Source organism: Sulfurovum sp. (assembly GCF_041562805.1).
Lineage (GTDB): Bacteria > Campylobacterota > Campylobacteria > Campylobacterales > Sulfurovaceae > Sulfurovum.
Genome location: NZ_JBFFOH010000042.1, coordinates 1 through 18,846, shown reverse-complemented (window position 1 = coordinate 18,846; position 18,846 = coordinate 1). Strand labels below are relative to the sequence as shown.

The 18,846-nt window shown below is 43.5% G+C and carries 17 protein-coding genes and 1 pseudogene; 16 read left to right on the top strand and 2 right to left on the bottom strand.

From position 1 onward, the window contains the following. Positions 1–949, top strand: a 949-nt coding sequence (gene waaC, locus ABYK33_RS07105) for a lipopolysaccharide heptosyltransferase I (RefSeq protein ID WP_373032362.1), incomplete at its 5' end; no start/stop codon positions are given. A gap of 90 nt (positions 950–1,039) precedes the next feature. Continuing rightward, positions 1,040–1,222 (top strand): annotated as a pseudogene (locus tag ABYK33_RS07100) (carboxylesterase family protein); the annotation flags it as partial. A 110-nt stretch (positions 1,223–1,332) separates the two neighbouring features. Here the strand turns inward: ABYK33_RS07100 and ABYK33_RS07095 are convergent. After that, a complete protein-coding gene (locus tag ABYK33_RS07095) occupies positions 1,333–1,992 on the bottom strand; it encodes a response regulator transcription factor (protein WP_373032361.1) in 660 nt (219 codons plus the stop codon). Continuing rightward, complete coding sequence (locus ABYK33_RS07090) at positions 1,989–3,065, bottom strand: response regulator (protein WP_373032360.1); 1,077 nt, start codon at positions 3,063–3,065, stop codon at positions 1,989–1,991. The genes ABYK33_RS07095 and ABYK33_RS07090 overlap by 4 nt, the downstream gene beginning before the upstream one ends. A 41-nt stretch (positions 3,066–3,106) precedes the next feature. On the opposite strand from ABYK33_RS07090, the gene ABYK33_RS07085 reads away from it, so the two are divergent. The 14 genes from ABYK33_RS07085 to ureG all read left to right on the top strand — a co-directional run bounded on the left by ABYK33_RS07085 (position 3,107) and on the right by ureG (position 18,379). Further along, positions 3,107–5,752 carry an ATP-binding protein gene (locus ABYK33_RS07085; protein ID WP_373032359.1) on the top strand — a complete coding sequence of 882 codons (2,646 nt, stop codon included), beginning with the start codon at positions 3,107–3,109 and terminating at the stop codon, positions 5,750–5,752. Between the two features lie 160 nt (positions 5,753–5,912). Beyond that, entirely contained in the window at positions 5,913–7,229 is a 1,317-nt protein-coding gene (locus ABYK33_RS07080) for a hypothetical protein (protein ID WP_373032358.1), read from the top strand. Positions 7,230–7,252: 23 nt separating this feature from the next. Further along, the gene (urtA, locus tag ABYK33_RS07075; protein WP_373032363.1) at positions 7,253–8,533 is read left to right on the top strand and encodes an urea ABC transporter substrate-binding protein; all 1,281 of its coding nucleotides are present in this window, start codon (positions 7,253–7,255) and stop codon (positions 8,531–8,533) included. A 37-nt stretch (positions 8,534–8,570) separates the two neighbouring features. Continuing rightward, positions 8,571–10,154 carry an urea ABC transporter permease subunit UrtB gene (gene urtB / locus ABYK33_RS07070; RefSeq protein ID WP_373032357.1) on the top strand — a complete coding sequence of 528 codons (1,584 nt, stop codon included), beginning with the start codon at positions 8,571–8,573 and terminating at the stop codon, positions 10,152–10,154. A 4-nt stretch (positions 10,155–10,158) separates the two neighbouring features. Continuing rightward, a complete protein-coding gene (urtC, locus tag ABYK33_RS07065) occupies positions 10,159–11,292 on the top strand; it encodes an urea ABC transporter permease subunit UrtC (protein ID WP_373032356.1) in 1,134 nt (377 codons plus the stop codon). Beyond that, positions 11,279–12,067: an urea ABC transporter ATP-binding protein UrtD gene (gene urtD / locus ABYK33_RS07060; RefSeq protein ID WP_373032355.1), complete on the top strand. Its 789-nt coding sequence runs from the start codon at positions 11,279–11,281 to the stop codon at positions 12,065–12,067. Before urtC ends, urtD begins: the two co-directional genes overlap by 14 nt. 2 nt (positions 12,068–12,069) lie before the next feature. After that, positions 12,070–12,765, top strand: a complete 696-nt coding sequence (gene urtE / locus ABYK33_RS07055; RefSeq protein WP_373032354.1) for an urea ABC transporter ATP-binding subunit UrtE — start codon at positions 12,070–12,072, stop codon at positions 12,763–12,765. A 119-nt stretch (positions 12,766–12,884) separates the two neighbouring features. Next, positions 12,885–13,637 (top strand): urease accessory protein UreD, encoded by a 753-nt coding sequence (locus tag ABYK33_RS07050; protein WP_373032353.1) that lies wholly within the window; start codon positions 12,885–12,887, stop codon positions 13,635–13,637. After that, the gene (locus ABYK33_RS07045) at positions 13,637–14,275 is read left to right on the top strand and encodes a cytochrome c biogenesis protein CcdA (protein ID WP_373032352.1); all 639 of its coding nucleotides are present in this window, start codon (positions 13,637–13,639) and stop codon (positions 14,273–14,275) included. Before ABYK33_RS07050 ends, ABYK33_RS07045 begins: the two co-directional genes overlap by 1 nt. 12 nt (positions 14,276–14,287) lie before the next feature. Next, complete coding sequence (locus tag ABYK33_RS07040; protein WP_373032351.1) at positions 14,288–14,971, top strand: urease subunit gamma; 684 nt, start codon at positions 14,288–14,290, stop codon at positions 14,969–14,971. Further along, positions 14,968–16,671, top strand: a complete 1,704-nt coding sequence (gene ureC, locus ABYK33_RS07035) for an urease subunit alpha (protein ID WP_373032350.1) — start codon at positions 14,968–14,970, stop codon at positions 16,669–16,671. Before ABYK33_RS07040 ends, ureC begins: the two co-directional genes overlap by 4 nt. 7 nt (positions 16,672–16,678) lie before the next feature. Then, a complete protein-coding gene (locus ABYK33_RS07030; protein WP_373032349.1) occupies positions 16,679–17,113 on the top strand; it encodes an urease accessory protein UreE in 435 nt (144 codons plus the stop codon). Beyond that, the gene (locus ABYK33_RS07025) at positions 17,088–17,777 is read left to right on the top strand and encodes an urease accessory protein UreF (protein WP_373032348.1); all 690 of its coding nucleotides are present in this window, start codon (positions 17,088–17,090) and stop codon (positions 17,775–17,777) included. Before ABYK33_RS07030 ends, ABYK33_RS07025 begins: the two co-directional genes overlap by 26 nt. Positions 17,778–17,785: 8 nt before the next feature. Continuing rightward, positions 17,786–18,379, top strand: coding sequence for an urease accessory protein UreG (gene ureG, locus ABYK33_RS07020; RefSeq protein WP_373032347.1), 594 nt, complete (start codon positions 17,786–17,788; stop codon positions 18,377–18,379). The last annotated feature ends 467 nt before the right edge of the window (positions 18,380–18,846 follow it).

Sequence of the window (18,846 nt, the reverse complement as noted above, 5' to 3'; positions counted from 1 at the left end):
CAATGGCGCAGTCGTTTTGCAGCTCATAAAAAAGCACTATCCCAACGCTGAGATAGAGTGGTTTTGCGAAGAGGTTTTTGCCCCTGTTCTACAGGGTCATCCCGACCTCAAAAAGGTTCATGCCGTTCCCCTGAAACGTATCAAAAAAGAGAAAAGCCCTGCCCTTTTAAGAACAGCGCTCAAAGAGCTCAAGGCATCCGGTCCTTTTGACAAGATCATCGACATGCAAGGGCTCATAAAGTCCGCTGTCGTAGCGCGATACATAGGTAAAGAGACCCACGGTTTCGACAGCGCTTCCGCCAGAGAGTCTCTCGCATCCTGGTTTTACAGGACATCCTCAAATATTCCGTATGAAAGGAATGTCATCAGACGCAATATCGATGTCGTGGCCGATGCATTGGGGTTTCAGGTCAGTGATGAAGAGATACTTGCAAAAAGCCCCTGCTTTGCACCGCAGGCAAGACCCGACTTTTTGGCTTCTGATAGAAAGAATATTGCGATGGTAATCGGTGCATCATGGCCGTCAAAAGAGTACCCGCAAGAGAAGTTCGCAGACCTCTGCTTTGCCCTAGAGGGCTGTAACTGTCTTTTGATCTGGGGAGATGAGAAAGAGAGAGAGTACGCTGCTCATATCGCAGAGCGGGTATCTAACGCCACTGTCGCACCAAAGCTCTCTCTAGCTGAACTCAGAGCGGTTATTGAGCATTGCGACCTCACTATCGGCAACGACACCGGTCCGACCCACCTTGCCTGGGCGATGAACCGCCCTTCCATCACCCTTTTCGGCCCAACCAACACGCGAATGATCTTTGAAACACCGACGAATCTCGCCTGCGAATCAGACTCCGAAGTGGACATTAACAAGATCAACAAGCAGGACTTTTCCATACAGGCGATTGATGTTGATGAGATCGCAGAGAAAGCGAAAAGACTGTTGGCGCTGCACTAAAAGCATTCTATTACCAGCCAGGTTTTTAAAGGGCACCTCCAATAAACGCTTTATATCTTCGATCCCAAATTCTTCCTTCCCTTGATTCCTATGTTCAGTAAAACCGCACTTCCCTCTATGTCTGAAGATTGTCTGTATTTAAACGTATGGAAACCGAATGACGCCAACGCTACGAACTTGAAGAAAGTTATGGTCTATATCCATGGCGGCGCCTTCTTGCGCGGAAGTGGCTCGCAACCTGTATACAACGGAGAGAACCTGGTTAATAAAAACGATGTCATTGCCTGGGCACACCTTTACACCAACGGCCAGAGCTCTGAGGGGGCGGCCTTTATCTACCACGGGCCTTGCCACCCTCGCCGGTCAGCATTGTCCCGGGGTACTTACGTCTCCAGTAATTTATACCCGACACCGCGCAGATTAATGATCATCCCGCTTTTGAGCTTTGTTTTTAGCTTATGCACAATAGTTCGCATACTGACTGCTTCCACATTTTCACCATTCCAGACATAGTTTCTAAGCATCTCAGTGCTTACTGTTCTGCCTTGATTGCTGACAAAAAGTGCGAGCATCAGCTGTTCTTTGGAACTAAGATCAATAGCACTGTCATTTTTTGTTAATATCATGGCGTGTGGGTCAAAGAAGTAACCGTATTTCAGCGGTACTAAGTCCATAACCTGAGGCAGAGCATGTTTTAGGGCGTACCTGATCCGAAGCATTAATTCTTCAATTTCAAAAGGCTTTTTAAGATAATCGTCACAACCATTCTCATACGATTTTTTAATCGTTTCCATATCTTTCATCGCGCTCATCATGATAACGGGTGTTCTGATATTTTCTTTACGGAGGAAATCAAGTACAGCATGACCATCAATATGAGGAACATTGATGTCCAGGATACACAAGTCGTATTGTGCCTGCAGGAGCTGTTTGACCGCTTCGTCTCCGTTAGTGTAGGCGTTTACAAAAAAACCTTGCGAACGCAGATAGGATGTGATGACCTTGTTGAGAGAAAAATCATCTTCTAAAAGTAAAATTTTCATGACACCTGCACGATCGCATCAGGCAGTAAAAAAGAGAATGTACTACCCATGTTTTTTTCACTTTTTATTTGAATATTAATGTCATATATCTCACAGATCTCTTTCACAGTTGCCAAACCTATACCAAGTCCCATATTGTTATGTGAAGATTGATAATATTGTTCAAAAATAATATTGACATCTTCCAGACCAATGCCCTCATCACTGATACTGAAGAAATAGCCCTGAGAGCTATTTCCCACAAAAAGTTCTATCTCAGTGCCATTATTGGAGTATTTAATCGCATTAGAGAGGGTATTGTCAACCAATCTTTCAAGGTGGACAGGATTTATATTTACCAGAATTTCTGTCTCTATCTCAAGATGCAGTTCAATATCTTTTACCTCTGCAATCTCATGAAAGTACGCAACACGACTACTCAAAAATTCAACAAGTTTAATCCATTCAGGTTCATATGTCTGCAACTCTTTTTTAACCAGATATCCCAGGTCATCATAGATAGAGGCCAATATTTTCGCAGATGCCTTAATAGTGTCAAGCTGAGGGTGTTTACCCTGTGCAACCTCTAGCGTTTGTGCATTAAGTGTAATAACGGAGACAGGTGTATTCATTTCATGCATGATCTTTTTAATAAAGTAGTCTTGTTGCTTTAGCAGTGCTGCAATGCGTTGCTTACTTTTATGCAGTTGTAAATGTACCCCGACCCGAGCTAACACTTCTCTCTCTTCAAAGGGTTTTGTAATATAGTCAACGCCACCGGCTTCAAAGGCTTTGATTTTAGCGTCTACATCATCTAAGGCACTGATAAAGATAATAGGGGTGTCTTCAAACTCGACCTTCTTTCGCAGAGCCTGAGAAAGAGTATAACCATCCATTTTTGGCATTTTGATATCAAGTAAAATCAAATCAGGCTGAATACGGGCTGCTACTTCCAGCGCAAGTTCCGGGTCAAGAGTGCCTCGTACGTCATACCCGTACAGAGATAAAAGCTCATTGAGATACCTCAAATTTTCCGGAGTATCATCAACAACAAGAATGGAAGGATGTTTAATATTGCTTATTTTTTGGTCCATATACCGAAAAGTATAACATGTTTCTGAGGTATTATTTTTTTATGAAACTAAAAACACTCTTTATTATTTTAAATGGCCTCAACCTTTTTGTACTTCTCCTCGTAATTATGGTTATTTTGGAATATAAGTCTGCATACAACAACATGGAGAAGACCTACATTAATAAAAACCTTTCATTTCTTCTTGCTGATGAGCTCCGCCAAAGCAGTGATGACTTGACACGACTTGCCAGAACCTATGTGATTACCGCCAACCCGCGTTTTGAAAGACAATATCATGAAGTTCTTGCCATTAGAAACGGTATGCACCCCCGTCCTAGCCACTACAATAGAATTTACTGGGATTTTCTTGCTGTTGATGGTATGCACGAGAGCACAAACCTGAATTCAGAGGCAGTTCCGCTGCGTACCTTAATGCGAAAAGCCGGTTTTACGGCAGAGGAACTTGACTTGCTGAGTCAATCCCAACTTCAATCAGATGCACTTGTCCATTTGGAAGAGATTGCCATGCATGCTGTTGTAGGTCTCTTCGAAGACGAACAAGGAGACTACACCATTAAAAAAGAACCTGACCTAACATTAGCGAGAGAGGTGATGCATTCAGATGCTTATCACCAGGCAAAAGTAAAGATCATGAACCCGTTAAATCGATTTTTTAAACTTTTTGAAGAGCGCACTAATCTTACGATTGAAAAGTCCAAAGCTTATCTCAACCAAGTGGAAGCCTTTTTGGTGATTACAGTGCTATTTTTCATACTTTTAATGGTCACCTCGATAGGTATTATGTTAAAACGTATCATCCGTCCCCTGGTGGCTCTTGAAAAGAGTATGTTAGGGCTTGCAAATAACGATTTAAACACACCCATCCCACCTTTAATACATAATGACGAAGTCGGGAAAATGATCGGGGCAGTCACAGTTTTTAAAGAAAACACCAAAAAGCTCATCATCAGTGAGCGCCGTATTAAACTCTTGCTTGACTCTATCGGAGAGGGCGTTTTCGGTTTGGATGAAAAAGGGGCGTTTAGTTTTGTCAATCCTGCCGCATGTGGGTTTCTTGGCTTTACTTCAGAAGAGTTGATTGGTGCTGATCTGCATAAGATCATGTATGAATATGGAATTGCCTCTTCACAAGAACAGCTTATAGGAACGCTGCAGTCCATGGGCCGCATCCAGCTTCTACGAAAAGACAAAACACATTTTTATGCAGAGTATGTAGCAACACCCATTATTGGTAAAAACAATCAGCTTGAAGGCTCCGTTATTGTTTTTAGTGACATTACCGAACGTAAAATTGATGAAGAGACGATGAGACGGGCTAAAGACTCAGCTGAAGCTGCCAACCGTTCCAAGTCACTGTTTTTGGCCAACATGAGTCATGAGCTGCGCACCCCGCTCAATGCCATCTTGGGTTTTGCACATCTACTACTTAAAGACACCCATCTACATAACAAGCAAAAAGAGAACCTCGAAACCATTCACAACAGTGGTAAGCATCTTTTAAACATTATTAACGAGATTTTGGAAGTAGCCAAACTCCAGGCGGGTAAAATCGAAATAACAAACGCCTCCTTTGACTTTCATGGGTTTTTAAACAACATTGTCCTGATCTTTTCAAATCGTGCAGAGGCAAAGGGTCTGGCCTTCAAAACCAATGATCTCACACCCCTTCCTCAATTTATTATTGGTGATGAACAACGTTTGCGACAGGTACTGTTCAACCTCCTCAGTAATGCTCTGAAATTTACGGAGGATGGAAGCATTAGCCTTCATGTCACCTTTGACAACAATCAACTAAGCGTTGATATTGCAGATACAGGAATGGGTATTAAAGAAGATGAGCTTCAACTGATCTTCAAGCCTTTTGAACAAGCCAAATCCACCCAAGAGCAAAAAGAAGGTACCGGGTTAGGTCTGGCTATCACCCAGGAACTCGTCACCTTAATGGGCGGTAAAATCTCAGTTACCAGCGTACTTAACAGGGGGACAACCTTTAGTGTCAAACTCTATATTCCGCAAAGTGAAAATGGCGCAATTGTACAAAAAGCAGAGTCCCTTGATCGAGTTTTGATAAAGAAACACCTTAAAAAGTTCAAGGTCCTTATTGTAGATGATATTTACGAAAACCGTTCGCTCCTTGTTCAAATGGTGCAGTACCTTGGTTTTGAGACTTCGGAGGCTGAGGATGGCATGATGGCTCTTCAGCAACTCAAAGACCAAAAGCCTGACATTATTTTGATGGACATCCAGATGCCTAAGATGGATGGCTACCAAACCATTGAAGAGATTCGCCGCGGTACTGTTAATCCTCACATCCCGATTGTCTTAATATCAGCAAACGTTTTTGAAGAAGAGCAGCAAAAAGCCCGCGAACAAGGAGCAAATGCTTTTATAGGCAAGCCTATTAAAGAACATGACATTATTGCAACGCTGGAAACTTTGTTAGATGTTCAATTTACCTCTCCGAACGACGAGACCCCTTCAAACACCTCTTCAGCGGAGGCAATTCTCCATATGAGTGCTGAGGACAAAGCCCTAATGCTCAAAGCGGCACGAGAGCTCAATACGAATCAGATGTTGTCTATTTTAACTCGCTATGAAGGTGGAGACAAGAGCAGTCTTGACTCTCTTCGTCAAAAAATTAACAATTACCAATTTAGTGAGATCATTGCTTTCTTTACCTCTTAAAAGAGAAAGAGTGTCTAATAATTAATCAGGTTCCATTTTTACTACCGTTAAAAAGCAACACTAAGACAACACTTCTTCTTTATAATTTTCCCTGTTAGCACAGAGTGGTTTGAAAACCTATCTTGCTCATATAAAAGTAATTATCTAAGGAAGTGGTACTATGAAAAGAAATTGTAAAGTAAGTTTACTCGCTGGTTTGCTCATTGGTTTGGGTTCAAGCACGTTAATGGCAGCTGAAGAGAACGCTTCAGCTAAATGGAATGAGTTAGGAGGCTGGAGCCTGACAGGTGACATCCGTGCCGGCTATGTAAAGTATGACTATAACAATGCGAACGACTCCGAGGGATTTTATGCAACGCCTAGAATCTCAATCAACACGCCTGAAGCAGCTGGCTTTTCTGCAAAGGTAACCGGTGGGTTTGCAACCGACTTTGGAATAAACGACAAAAACAAGCAGAGTAAAAACTTTGTTTTTAATGCTGCCGATCCGAAATCATTTGCGATTGTCCAAGAAGCCTATTTGAAATACTCAAACAGCGGCAATGAGGCCAAAATTGGTCGCGAAGAGATCAACACGCCTATGATCAGTAATGATGACTACTACCTTGCTATTCCAAATAGTTTTGAAGTGGCACATTATACAAACACAATGTTGGACGACATCATGTTTACAGTCGGGTATGTGCAAAAAATGGCCGGTGTCTGGGATAGTGGCGCCTATGACCCAATAGAAGCGCCAAAAGGCGGTACGGACTTTTACAGTATCTCTCAAGCCAGTTTCGTTTCTGGTGCAGATAAAGTTGCCGCGGATGATGCTGGCGCAGCATATTTAGGTTTAGTCTTTGACAACAAAACGCATAAAGCGCAAGCATGGGGCTATAGTTTCATGGAGCTTTATAATGTTCTTTTCGCCCAATACAACTTTTCAGACAAGGCCGGAAGTTTTGCATATGACCTTGGCATACAATTTATAGACTTTAAAGAGACAGGTGCTTTGGCATCCAATAACTTTACGACTATCGATTACAACATCGCATCTGTAAAAGCGGCAGGTGTTTTTGATAATGGGCTTGATTTTACTCTAGCAGCCATGAAATTTAGTGACGGAGAGGGTCAAGGGTCAACAGTTGCAGCCTTTGGTGGATACCCTTTCTTCGCTATGGGGAACATTGTTCACTGGTTTAATGCAGGCAGCTTTCAAAATGCTGCAAACTACCAGATTGCGGCTGGTTTTGACCTGTCAAAAATCGGAGCAGAGGGGCTACGTGTAGATCTTAAACATGTCTATACCGACTTAGATGCTCAGTATTCGATTGCCTCAACGGGTCAAGGTCAGGATTTTCAAAAGACTTATGACCTAGCCGTAAGTTATGCCCATAATTCAGGTGCTTACCTTAATTTTCAATACCAGTATGCTGATATTGATCACGAAGAGGACATTAACGGCTTTCGTTTAATTGGTGGATATAAATTCTAATCTTAGAAATATAAAAAGGAAAAATAATGAAAACAACATTTGTAAAAAAACTCTCTATTGCTGCCTTGTTGGCGGCTAGTCTTTCTGCTCAGGCAGCTGAAACCATTAAGATCGGTGTTTTACACTCACTGTCGGGGACGATGGCTATCTCTGAAACGACCCTAAAAGATACCGTTTTGATGATGGTTGAAGAGCAAAATAAAAAAGGAGGGCTTTTAGGCAAAAAACTTGAGCCTGTTGTTGTTGACCCTGCTTCTAACTGGCCTCTGTTTGCTGAAAAGATGCGTTCTCTTTTAACTAAGGACAAGGTTGATGTTACTTTTGGATGTTGGACTTCAGTCTCACGTAAATCAGTGCTTCCAGTTGTCGAAGAGTTAAACGGTGTTCTCTTTTACCCTGTTCAGTATGAGGGCGAAGAGTCTTCGTATAATGTATTTTACACAGGAGCATCTCCAAACCAACAAGCTATTCCTGCGGTTGATTATCTGATGAAAGAGTCTGCTGTTAAACGTTGGGTACTTGCCGGAACTGACTATGTTTACCCACGTACTACCAACAAGATCCTAAAAGCCTACCTCATGGCTAAAGGTGTAGCTGAGAGCGATATTATGGTTAACTACACACCTTTTGGTCAGTCCGATTGGCAGAGTATTGTTGCAGAGATCAAAAAATTCGGTAGCACAGGAAAGAAAACAGCAGTCGTTTCAACCATTAACGGTGATGCAAATGTCCCTTTCTACAAAGAGCTAGGAAACCAGGGTATCAGTGCTGAAGATATTCCTGTTATCGCCTTTTCTGTAGGAGAAGAAGAGTTGGCCGGTATTGATACAAAACCGCTTGTAGGACACTTGGCAGCATGGAACTACTTTCAAAGCGCAAACTCCAAGGCCAACACCGCCTTTATTGAACAGTGGCATGCCTACACTAAAAACCCAAAACGTGTCACTAATGACCCTATGGAAGCGACGTACATCGGCTTTAATCTGTGGGTAAAAGCAGTAGAAAAAGCAGGTACGACCGACCCGGATAAAGTTATTGCGGCTATGGTTGGCATGAAAACACCTAACTTGACCGGCGGTATAGCAGAGATGCTTCCAAACCACCACCTGACCAAGCCTGTACTTATTGGTGAGATCCAAGAAGATGGACAGTTTGAGATCGTCTCTCAGACCAAAGAGGTCAATGGTGATGCTTGGTCGGACTTTCTTCCAGGAAGTAAAGATCTTATCTCCAGCTGGCAAGCACCGCTTAACTGTGGTAACTACAACACAAAAACAAAACAGTGTTTAGGTGACAAAAAGTAAGAAGAGCTTAGGCTCTTTTTACCTCTAAAGGACATTTGTGAAAATACTACTTCTTAGTCTACTTTTTATCTCATCTATTTTTGCTAAGAGCTTTGAGTCAGATACTCAAACTCTAATAGACAGTACCATGAATGAAAAAGCTGCAATTATTGATCAATTAAGTACGTCATATTCCCATGACGATCGTTTAATTCTCCTATTCAATGCCTTGCTTACTAATACATTGTTCTATAAAACAGCTGATGAAACTCTCGTTTATCTGCATGAAAACAGTGAAAAAGATTACAGCGCAACAACATTGTTTACTGCACTCGAATTGCCTATAATCGATAAAAGTGGCTATACCAAAGTCAAGACCACTAATAAATTAAGAAGTATTATTCGAAACAGATTATCTGAACTGAACCTCTTTTCAGAAGATAAAACGCTGCGATCAACGGCCGCTAAAAATCTTTTTGAAAACCTTTCAGAAGATTCCATACCTCTGATCGACAAGGCCCTTAAGAGTGAACAGGATGCAAGTATTCAGGAAACATTACGAGACTGCAAGTTAATTCTAAGCGCTAAGTTTCGTGGGGGTCAGCAACAGAAGGAGGCGATTATCGCCCTTGGGGGCTCACTTTCACAGACCAGTATTCAATTTCTTGAAGAGATCAAAGAAGGTGGCAATACGACCTTGGGCAGCTTGGCTCAAAAGTCCATCACCAATATTCAGTCCAGCCGTTCGATATATGCATGGGTGGAAAAAGCTTTTTTCGGTTTAAGCCTGGGCTCTATTTTACTTTTAGCGGCAATTGGTCTTTCTATTACCTTTGGTGTTATGAAAGTGATTAACATGGCGCATGGCGAATTGATAATGATTGGTGCCTACACGACATTTGCCATACAACAACTGCTGCCTAATTTGATCGAGTATTCACTTATCATTGCGATTCCGGTTGCCTTTGTCGTCAGTGCTTTTGTGGGTATTTTAATTGAGCGTTTTGTTATACGCCATCTCTACTCGCGTCCTCTCGAAACGCTCCTGGCTACCTTCGGAATCAGTCTGATCTTGCAACAGCTTGTACGTAGCGTCTATTCGCCGCTGAATCAAGTGGTTCAAACACCGCAATGGATGAGCGGTGCCTTGGAGATCAACAGTGCCTTGTCTCTGACCTACAGCCGTTTGTATATCATTATTTTTTCTATTGTTGTTTTTTTAAGTGTCTTGTTTATCTTGAAAAAAACTTCATTAGGATTGAAGGTGCGTGCCGTAACCCAAAACCGTCAAATGGCACAGGCAATGGGTATTAAAACAGGTCTTATTGACGCGGTGACCTTTGGTCTTGGCTCAGGCCTTGCCGGTATAGCGGGTGTTGCCTTGAGCCAGCTGACAAATGTTGGGCCGAATCTGGGGCAAGCCTATATTGTCGACTCATTTATGGTTGTTGTCTTCGGCGGTGTCGGCAATTTATGGGGTACATTTATCGGCGCCATGACCATTGGAGAACTGAACAAGTTTCTGGAACCAAGTGTCGGTGCCATTTTAACAAAGGTACTGGTACTCGTAATGATCATTTTATTTATACAGAAAAAACCACGCGGTCTCTTTCCTCAAAAGGGTAGAGATGCACAGGATTAATACCATGAAAAAAAGAACACCTCTCATAGTGCAACTCTTTGAAAATGACAAGGCGGGACAATACCTCTTTGGCATTTTGTTTGTGCTGGTCGCATATATTGCCTTTTCCAACCTTCTTCTACCCGAAGGCTCACTCTTTCATATGTCAACGCTGACCGTGACGCTATTTGGTAAGTATTTGGCTTTTGCCCTGCTCGCATTGGCCCTGGATCTGGTTTGGGGATACATAGGCATACTCTCCTTGGGGCATGGTGCTTTTTTCAGTCTAGGCGCTTATGCGATGGGCATGTATCTTATGCGTCAAATTGGAGACAGAGGCGTTTATGGAAACCCTGAACTTCCTGACTTTATGGTCTTTATGGACTTAAAAGAGCTTCCGTGGTTTTGGTATGGTTTTGACAGCATCTTCATAACAATATTCATGATCGCACTTATCCCATCAATACTTGCCTTTGTATTTGGATGGTTGGCTTTCAGATCACGGGTAACCGGTGTCTATCTTTCTATTATCACGCAGGCCATGACGTATGCCTTGATGTTGGCTTTCTACAGAAACGACATGGGACTGGGAGGCAACAATGGTTTGACGGACTTTAAAGACATTCTAGGTTTTTCACTCCAGGCAGACGGTACCCGCGTAAGCCTGCTTGTTCTCTCGTTTTCAGCACTGCTTGGCGGTTATCTGGTAAGCCGTTTTATTGTGAATTCAAGACTCGGCCGTGTCTGTGTCGCTATTCGTGACTCCGAGTCGCGTACCCGTTTTCTTGGCTACAAGGTAGAACAGTACAAGCTCTTCATCTTTGTAGTTTCTGCTGTTTTGGCGGGCATAGCGGGGGCCTTATATGTGCCTCAGGTCGGTATTATCAATCCCGACAGATTTTCACCTCTCTTTTCCATTGAAATTGTCATTTGGGTCGCTATTGGCGGTCGCGGCACACTCTATGGCGCCATTATCGGTGCCTTTGTCGTGAATTTTGCAAGCACCTATTTCACCTCGGCACTCCCTGAAGTGTGGCTCTACGCTCTAGGCGGTCTGTTTGTCGTCTCAACCTTGTACCTGCCTCAAGGGATTGTAGGCATTCTCGAAAAAATCAACTTTACACAGCTCTTTAGAAAGGTTCAAAATGTTAGACAGTAAAAGAAGAGAACCCGAAAACCTTGATGCTATTAAAAAAGGTGAGGTACTGCTCTACCTTAATGGTGTCGATCTGAGTTTCGATGGTTTTAAAGCGCTCAATTCACTCTCTCTCACCATTGATTACGGTGAACTTCGCTGTATTATTGGTGCCAATGGTGCAGGGAAATCTACAATGATGGATGTCATCACGGGAAAAACAAGCCCAGATAGAGGTGAGGTTATCTTTGGCAAAGAGACCTCGCTTTTAGAACTTGACGAACCGGCAATTGCCAACCTTGGTATTGGCAGGAAGTTTCAAAAGCCTACCGTGTTTGAGGGGCATAGCGTTTTTGAAAATCTTGAACTGGCCATGAAAGCAGACAAGCGTTTTTTTACGACGCTCTTTGCGAAACTAAACGGTGAACAAAAAGATCAAATCGAAGAGACCATGCAACTTATTGGTCTTCAAGATTCGATGCATATGCAAGCGGGCATACTCTCTCACGGTCAAAAGCAGTGGCTGGAGATAGGCATGTTGATCATGCAGTCCCCTAAGCTGCTGCTTGTTGATGAGCCTGTTGCAGGTATGACGCCCGGGGAAGTGGAGAAAACAGGTCAAATCCTTACTGAACTTGCCAAAGAGCATAGTGTTGTGGTGGTGGAGCATGATATGGAGTTTATCCGCAGCATTGCTAAAAAAGTGACCGTATTGCACGAGGGCTCTGTCTTGGCAGAGGGTTCAATGCAGAGTATCCAAGAAAATGAAGACGTACGTAAAGTCTATTTAGGTGAATAACAATGATAACAATTAATAAACTCAACCAATTTTATGCACAAAGTCATACTCTGTGGGATTTAAGCCTGGAGATCGAACCTGGAAAATGTACCTGTATTATGGGACGGAACGGTGTAGGTAAGACAACCTTGGCCAAGGCCATTATGGGACTGCTTCTTGTTAAAGACGGGGAAGTGATGTTCGAAGGTCAAAACATATGTGAACTAAGTTCGGACAAACGTGCGGATCTTGGCATCGGATATGTGCCTCAGGGACGTGAGATATTTTCACAGCTCACAGTCAGTGAAAACCTTAAAATCGGTCTTTATGGGAACCGCAATGGCCTCAAAAAAGTTCCCGAAAAGATCTTTGAACTCTTTCCTGTCTTAAAAGAGATGCTTCAGCGTAAAGGAGGAGACTTGTCCGGTGGACAACAACAGCAACTTGCGATTGCAAGAGCTTTATGTCTGGAGCCAAAAGTACTTATTCTCGATGAGCCTTCAGAAGGCATTCAGCCTAACATCGTTCAGCAGATCGGCGGGGTTATCGATTATCTGACAAAAGAAGAAAAGCTAACCGTAATTTTAGTCGAGCAGAAGCTTCCTTTTGCACGCAGACATGGCGATAACTTTTTTATTATGGAGAGAGGTCAAGTGGCCGCCAAGGGCAGTATGGATGAGTTGAATGATGCGATAGTCGAAAAGTTTCTATCCGTGTAAGGGTAATCACTATTAACTGCTTATCTTATAAGCAGCGAGTTGTTCTGTTTTGCCGGTGCAGATGCTATGATTAAAGGGTATCTATAAACTATAAAATTTGATGGGAATTGAATAACTGTATGAGCTTAACTCTAAACTTCCTATCTCAGAAACCTCAGCTTAAACGTTTACATCTGCCTACGCGGTATTATCATTTTAATGAAGATGAGAACTATGTCAAACTCCTGAGTATTGGAGAAGGAATCTTTCCGAAAGACAAGATTAACCTAAAGATGAAGCTTGCCAAGAGTGACTGTATTATCACAACGGAGTCAGCGACCAAGGTCTACCCTTCAAAAGAATCTTTCGGTATCAACCGTTTTGATTTCAGCCTAAAGGATGGCTCAAATCTCGAGTGTATCAATGATGAACTTATTCTCTTTAAAGAGGCAAAATATCTACAACTTTTCACCCTTAAAGCTGATGCGAGTTCGAGCTTTTTCTATACGGACATCATCAGCAGCGGAAGAAGTTTTGAGCATTTTGATTTTACTCAGATGCTTTGCAGAAACCGTTTTATTATAGAAGAGGACCTGGAGTATCTTGAGAACTTTTCCATCTCGGGGGATTTTTTGAAAGAGTATTTTCTCCGCCATAAAAGCAAGAGCTATGTCTATGCCAAAGTCTATATCAAAAGTGCCGACAATCTCCAGCTTGAAGAGACGCTTAGAGCCTTGGGATTTCACTCTTTTACCCTAAGCCGTTCTAGAAAAATGCTTATCGGTGTACTAAGCGAAGAGAATGTCGGCAAGATGAAAAAGATGATCCATATAGTCTGGACATCCTACCGTAAACAGCGCAACACAAACCCTTTTAATCTGGGAAAGCAGTAATGGAATCGCTCAGTCTGCTTCTTATCTTTTGGTACGGCATCCTGCATGCCTTCGGTCCTGACCATCTCAGCGCTATTGCCGACTTTTCTCTGGCGAAGTCCAAAAAGAAGACCTTGCTTATTACCATCTCTTTTGCCCTGGGTCATGGCCTGATGCTTTTTCTTTTTGCCAAGATACTCCAAAGCGTCAATATTCCGCAGAGCATTACAAACTATGGCGATATTATCAGTGCGGTGGTCATTGTGTTGATGGGTCTCTATCTTCTCTATATGGTCTTTACAAAGCAGATACAGTTACGTGAGCATCTCCATAACAGTCAAAAGCACACCCATATCTATTTTGGAAAAGAGCACGAACATGATAAAAAGGTGAACAGCTCCGCCTTTGCACTGGGTGCGCTTATGGGCATTGGCGGTGTTAGAGGTATGCTTGTTACCTTAAGTTCTGTGCAAAATGCAGAAGTCAATCTTCTTATGGTCCTCTTTTTTTCTTTAGGCGTGATGCTTGTCTTTGTAAGTTTTGGAGTACTTGTCGGCTCCATCAACCACCATCTCTTAACCAGTACACGACATGTCAGAGTGGCCTTTGCTTTTGCCGGGTCTGCCTCTGTACTTGTCGGTACCGGCATGTTATTTTAAAAAGGAGTCTATATGTTTTTAACCAACCGTGAGCAAGAAAAACTCATGATCTACACCGCCGCCAAACTTGCGCAAGAACGCAAGGAGAGAGGGCTCAAGCTGAACTACCCCGAAGCAGTTGCTCTCATAAGTTCATTTATCCTAGAAGGGGCGCGTGATGGGAAAAGCGTGAGCCAGCTTATGGTCGATGCCACGCATGTTCTTTGTGAAGATGATGTTATGGAAGGTATTGCTTCTATGATAGACACTGTTCAGGTAGAAGGCACCTTTGATGATGGGACCAAGCTTGTCACTGTGCACAGTCCCATCCCTGCTTCAAAAAAGAGAGCGACCCCCGGTGAATACTTCATTGATGAAGGCTATATTGAACTCAATGAGGATTATGAAAGCCTTATCATAGAAGTAGAAAACCGTGGCGACCGTCCGATACAGGTCGGTTCACACTACCACTTCTTTGAGACCAATGCAGCTCTCTTCTTTGAAAGAGAAAAAGCTTACGGGATGCGTCTTAACATCGCTTCGGGAACATCCGTGCGTTTTGAACCGGGCTCTCATAAAGAAGTGGAACTCGTTGCCTTTAGAGGGAAGCGTTATATAAGCGGCTTTAACGGTCTTGTCGAAGGATTTTTGGATGATGAAGAGACCAGGACAAAAGCCTCGGAGAGACTTACACACTTTTTAGGAGACGCCTCATGAAAATCTCTAAACAGAAATATGCAGGGATGTACGGCCCCACAACCAACGACCGGTTTCGCCTTGCCGACACGGAGCTTGTTGCCAAGATAGAAAAAGATTTTACCCTCTACGGCGAAGAGAGCAAGTTTGGCGGGGGCAAAAATGTGCGTGACGGAATGAGCCAATCGACTACCATTGTTGACAGTGCCGACCTCATCATCACCAATGCTATTGTCATGGACTATACAGGTATCTACAAGGCTGATATAGGGATTAAAGAAGGGCTTATCGTAGCTATCGGAAAAAGTGGCAATCCGAACAACTGCGACGGTATTACAGAAGGCTTGGAGATAGGGGCAAACACCGAGATACTTTCTGCTGAGGGAAAGATCATCACCGCAGGCGGGATCGACTCCCATATCCACTTTATCTCTCCGGGCCAGATCGACGAGGCGCTAGCTTCGGGTGTGACGACGATGATAGGCGGGGGAACCGGACCCAACACCGGGACTAATGCAACCACCTGTACCCCGGGGGCTTGGCATATCCACAAGATGATTGAGTCGGTAGAAGACCTTCCTATGAACTTTGGCTTTATGGGAAAAGGAAACAGCTCTAACCCTGACGCGCTCCGCTCTCAGGTCGAAGCGGGCGCAATGGGTCTTAAACTCCACGAAGACTGGGGTTCGACACCTAAGGCTATTGATACCTGTTTGAGCATCGCCGATGAGTACGATGTGCAAGTGGCTATTCACACAGACACCCTCAATGAGTCAGGGTTTGTGGACAACACAGTGGACTCTTTCAAGGGCAGAACCATTCACACCTTTCACAGCGAAGGGGCAGGCGGCGGTCATGCCCCCGACATCATGAAGGTGGCAGGGTTGGAGAACATCCTGCCTTCATCAACAAACCCTACCCTTCCCTTTACTAAAAACACTATTGAAGAGCATCTTGATATGCTGATGGTCTGCCATCACCTCAGTCCCAAGATCCCTGAAGATGTCAGTTTTGCCGAATCACGCATACGGGGGAACACGATTGCTGCAGAAGATGTGCTGCATGACATCGGTGCTATTTCGATGACAAGCTCAGACTCTCAGGCTATGGGCCGTGTGGGTGAGGTTATCATGCGGACATGGCAGGTTGCTGACAGTATGAAGAAACAGCGCGGAGCCCTGGCTGAGGACTGCGAAAGAGATGACAACAACCGCATCAAACGCTACATCGCAAAGTACACCATCAACCCTGCCATTGCCTGCGGGATCGATGAGCATGTGGGCAGTGTTGAAGTCGGAAAGATGGCGGATCTTGTCTTATGGAACAGAGCCTTTTTCGGGGTTAAGCCTGAGCTCATCATAAAGGGCGGTTTTATTGCGCTGAGCATGATGGGTGACGCAAATGCTTCTATTCCGACACCCGAGCCAAATATGTACCGGCCTATGTTCGGCAGCCTTGGCAAGGCGAGTGCCCGGACCAGTGTTGTTTTCACCTCCGCGTATGCCCTGAAGAATGGCCTACAGCAACAGTTAGAGACGAACAAAAAGCTTGTAGCAGTGAAGAACACAAGAAACATCACCAAATCCTCCATGAAGCTTAATGACTTTGTCGGAGATATCCAGGTCGATCCGGACACCTATGATGTTACCGTCAATGGCGAGCTCATCACATCGGACTACATGACCGAACTGCCGATGGCAAAAAAATACTTTCTATTTTAGGACAGACATGATAAAAAAAGTAATTGAGATAGAACACAAGGGGCAAGCTACAGACAGCGTTGCTCTGAGCTGGTTTGATATGCAAAAACCAAACCTAAGCGCGGTCACTGAAGAAGATATCTCTTTCATCATGAAGGTAAAGTTCACTCACCTGCATGAAAATGATGTCCTGGTCTGTGAAGACGGACACCGTATTCAGGTCAAAAAGAGTGAGGATGAGATCTATCTCTTTGAGTTTGAAGACCATATAGATTTTGCTCGAGCAGCCTATGAGATCGGAAACCGTCATCAACCCGTCTGCATTGAAGATTATAAGATCACGATCTTAGATGACATCTCTTTGTCTGACATCGTTTTACAGTTAAAAGACGAAGAGAATGTCAGCGTCACCAAAACACAAGGATATTTCAGACCCAATGGAAAAGCACATCACGCCCACTAAGGCACTAAGCCGTTTTATGCAGCTGCTTGATGGAAATTTTCCATCAGGTATTTTTGTACACTCCTTTGGTTTGGAGTCGCATGTTGTCTTGGAGAAGGTACGCACCATGGAGGAGCTTGAGCACTATCTGCATAACATCATCATCGATCAGTACCAAAAATTTGAGTTTCCTTTTATACTGAAGGTTTTTAAACATCTAGAGAAAGAAAATCTGAAGGCCCTGATAAAAGAAGATAAAAACTATTCGGCTATGCTCAATTTTGAGTATGCCAAGGCATCACAGACCATCGGGCACAATTATCTTAAACATATCAACAGAGAGATTCAGAGTCCACCGGTAAAAGAGTTTTATGCGGCTGTTTCAGAGCAGAAAAGTTCAGGAAACGAGTTGGCTGTTTTAAGCGCCTATGCTTATGCAGAGGGTTTAGACAAAGAGTTGCTGATGCTTTTGTGGTGCAAAAAGAGTCTTATCACCCTCTCTGCCTGTACCCTGAAGATATCGCGTATCAAACCCAGTGAGATCCAGCAGATGCTCTTTCGTTTTGATGATGTCTTAGAAGATTATATAAACGATTCATTTCTTAGGGTAGAAAATTTCAACCCGCTTTTTGAAGAAGTCATCTACCAGCATCTCCACCTGGAACCTAAACTATTTACGACCTAAGGAATATTATGAGTATAAAAATTGGAATTGCCGGACCTGTCGGCAGCGGAAAGACATCCATCATCGAGTCATTGACAAACATGTTAAAAGAGAGCTATAAAGTGGGCATTGTCACCAACGACATCTACACAACCGAAGATGCCAATTATCTGAAAAACCATCTGGATATCAGCAGTGACCTTATCATCGGCGTCGAAACAGGCGGCTGTCCGCATACCGCTATACGCGACGACATCTCTATGAACCAAAGGGCCTGCGAAGAGCTGGAAGCAGAGTTCAGCCCCGACATCATCTTCGTAGAGAGCGGCGGAGACAACCTCTCTGCGACTTTTTCCTATGAACTCGTAGACTACTATATGTACGTCATCGATGTCGCCCAAGGCGGAGATATTCCAAGAAAAAAAGGGGCTGGACTTCTCTTTAGTGACTTGCTTATTATCAATAAAACAGATCTGGCACCATACGTCAACGTAGACTTAGACGTAATGAGGTCAGATGTTAAAGCTAATCGTAAAAACAAGCCCTATCTCTTTGTCTCAAATAAAGACCCTGAAAGTCTCGGACAGATCAGACAATGGATTTTGGCGCTTTTAGACTACTAAAAGTCTATTATCTGTCTCTTCTGATAACGCTATCTTTGCTGAAACTAAAAATACCGGGACTAATTCAAAATTATGCGATGTCGATGGACTTTTGAAAGTTGAACGTTTTGGTCACTGATGTTGATTGTACAAACGAGGAACCGCCCTTCCATCACCCTTTTCGGCCCAGCCGACACGCGAATGATTTTTAAAACGCCGACGAATCTCGCCTGCGAATCAGACTCCGTAGTCGACATCAGCAAGATCAACAAGCAGGACTTCTCGATACAGTCAATTGATGTTGATGAGATTGCCGAGAAAGCGAAGAGACTGCTAGCATAAGGCTGGGCTCATTTTTGGCTAGAAAAGCTCTTTTGCCGCCTTTAGTTCAAAGCTTAGTACCACACTACTTTTTTTCAATGGTGCCAAATTTATAGACGAATCCTATATCTGCAGCAGTCGCATTGAAGTTGCCATGGACCGACCTT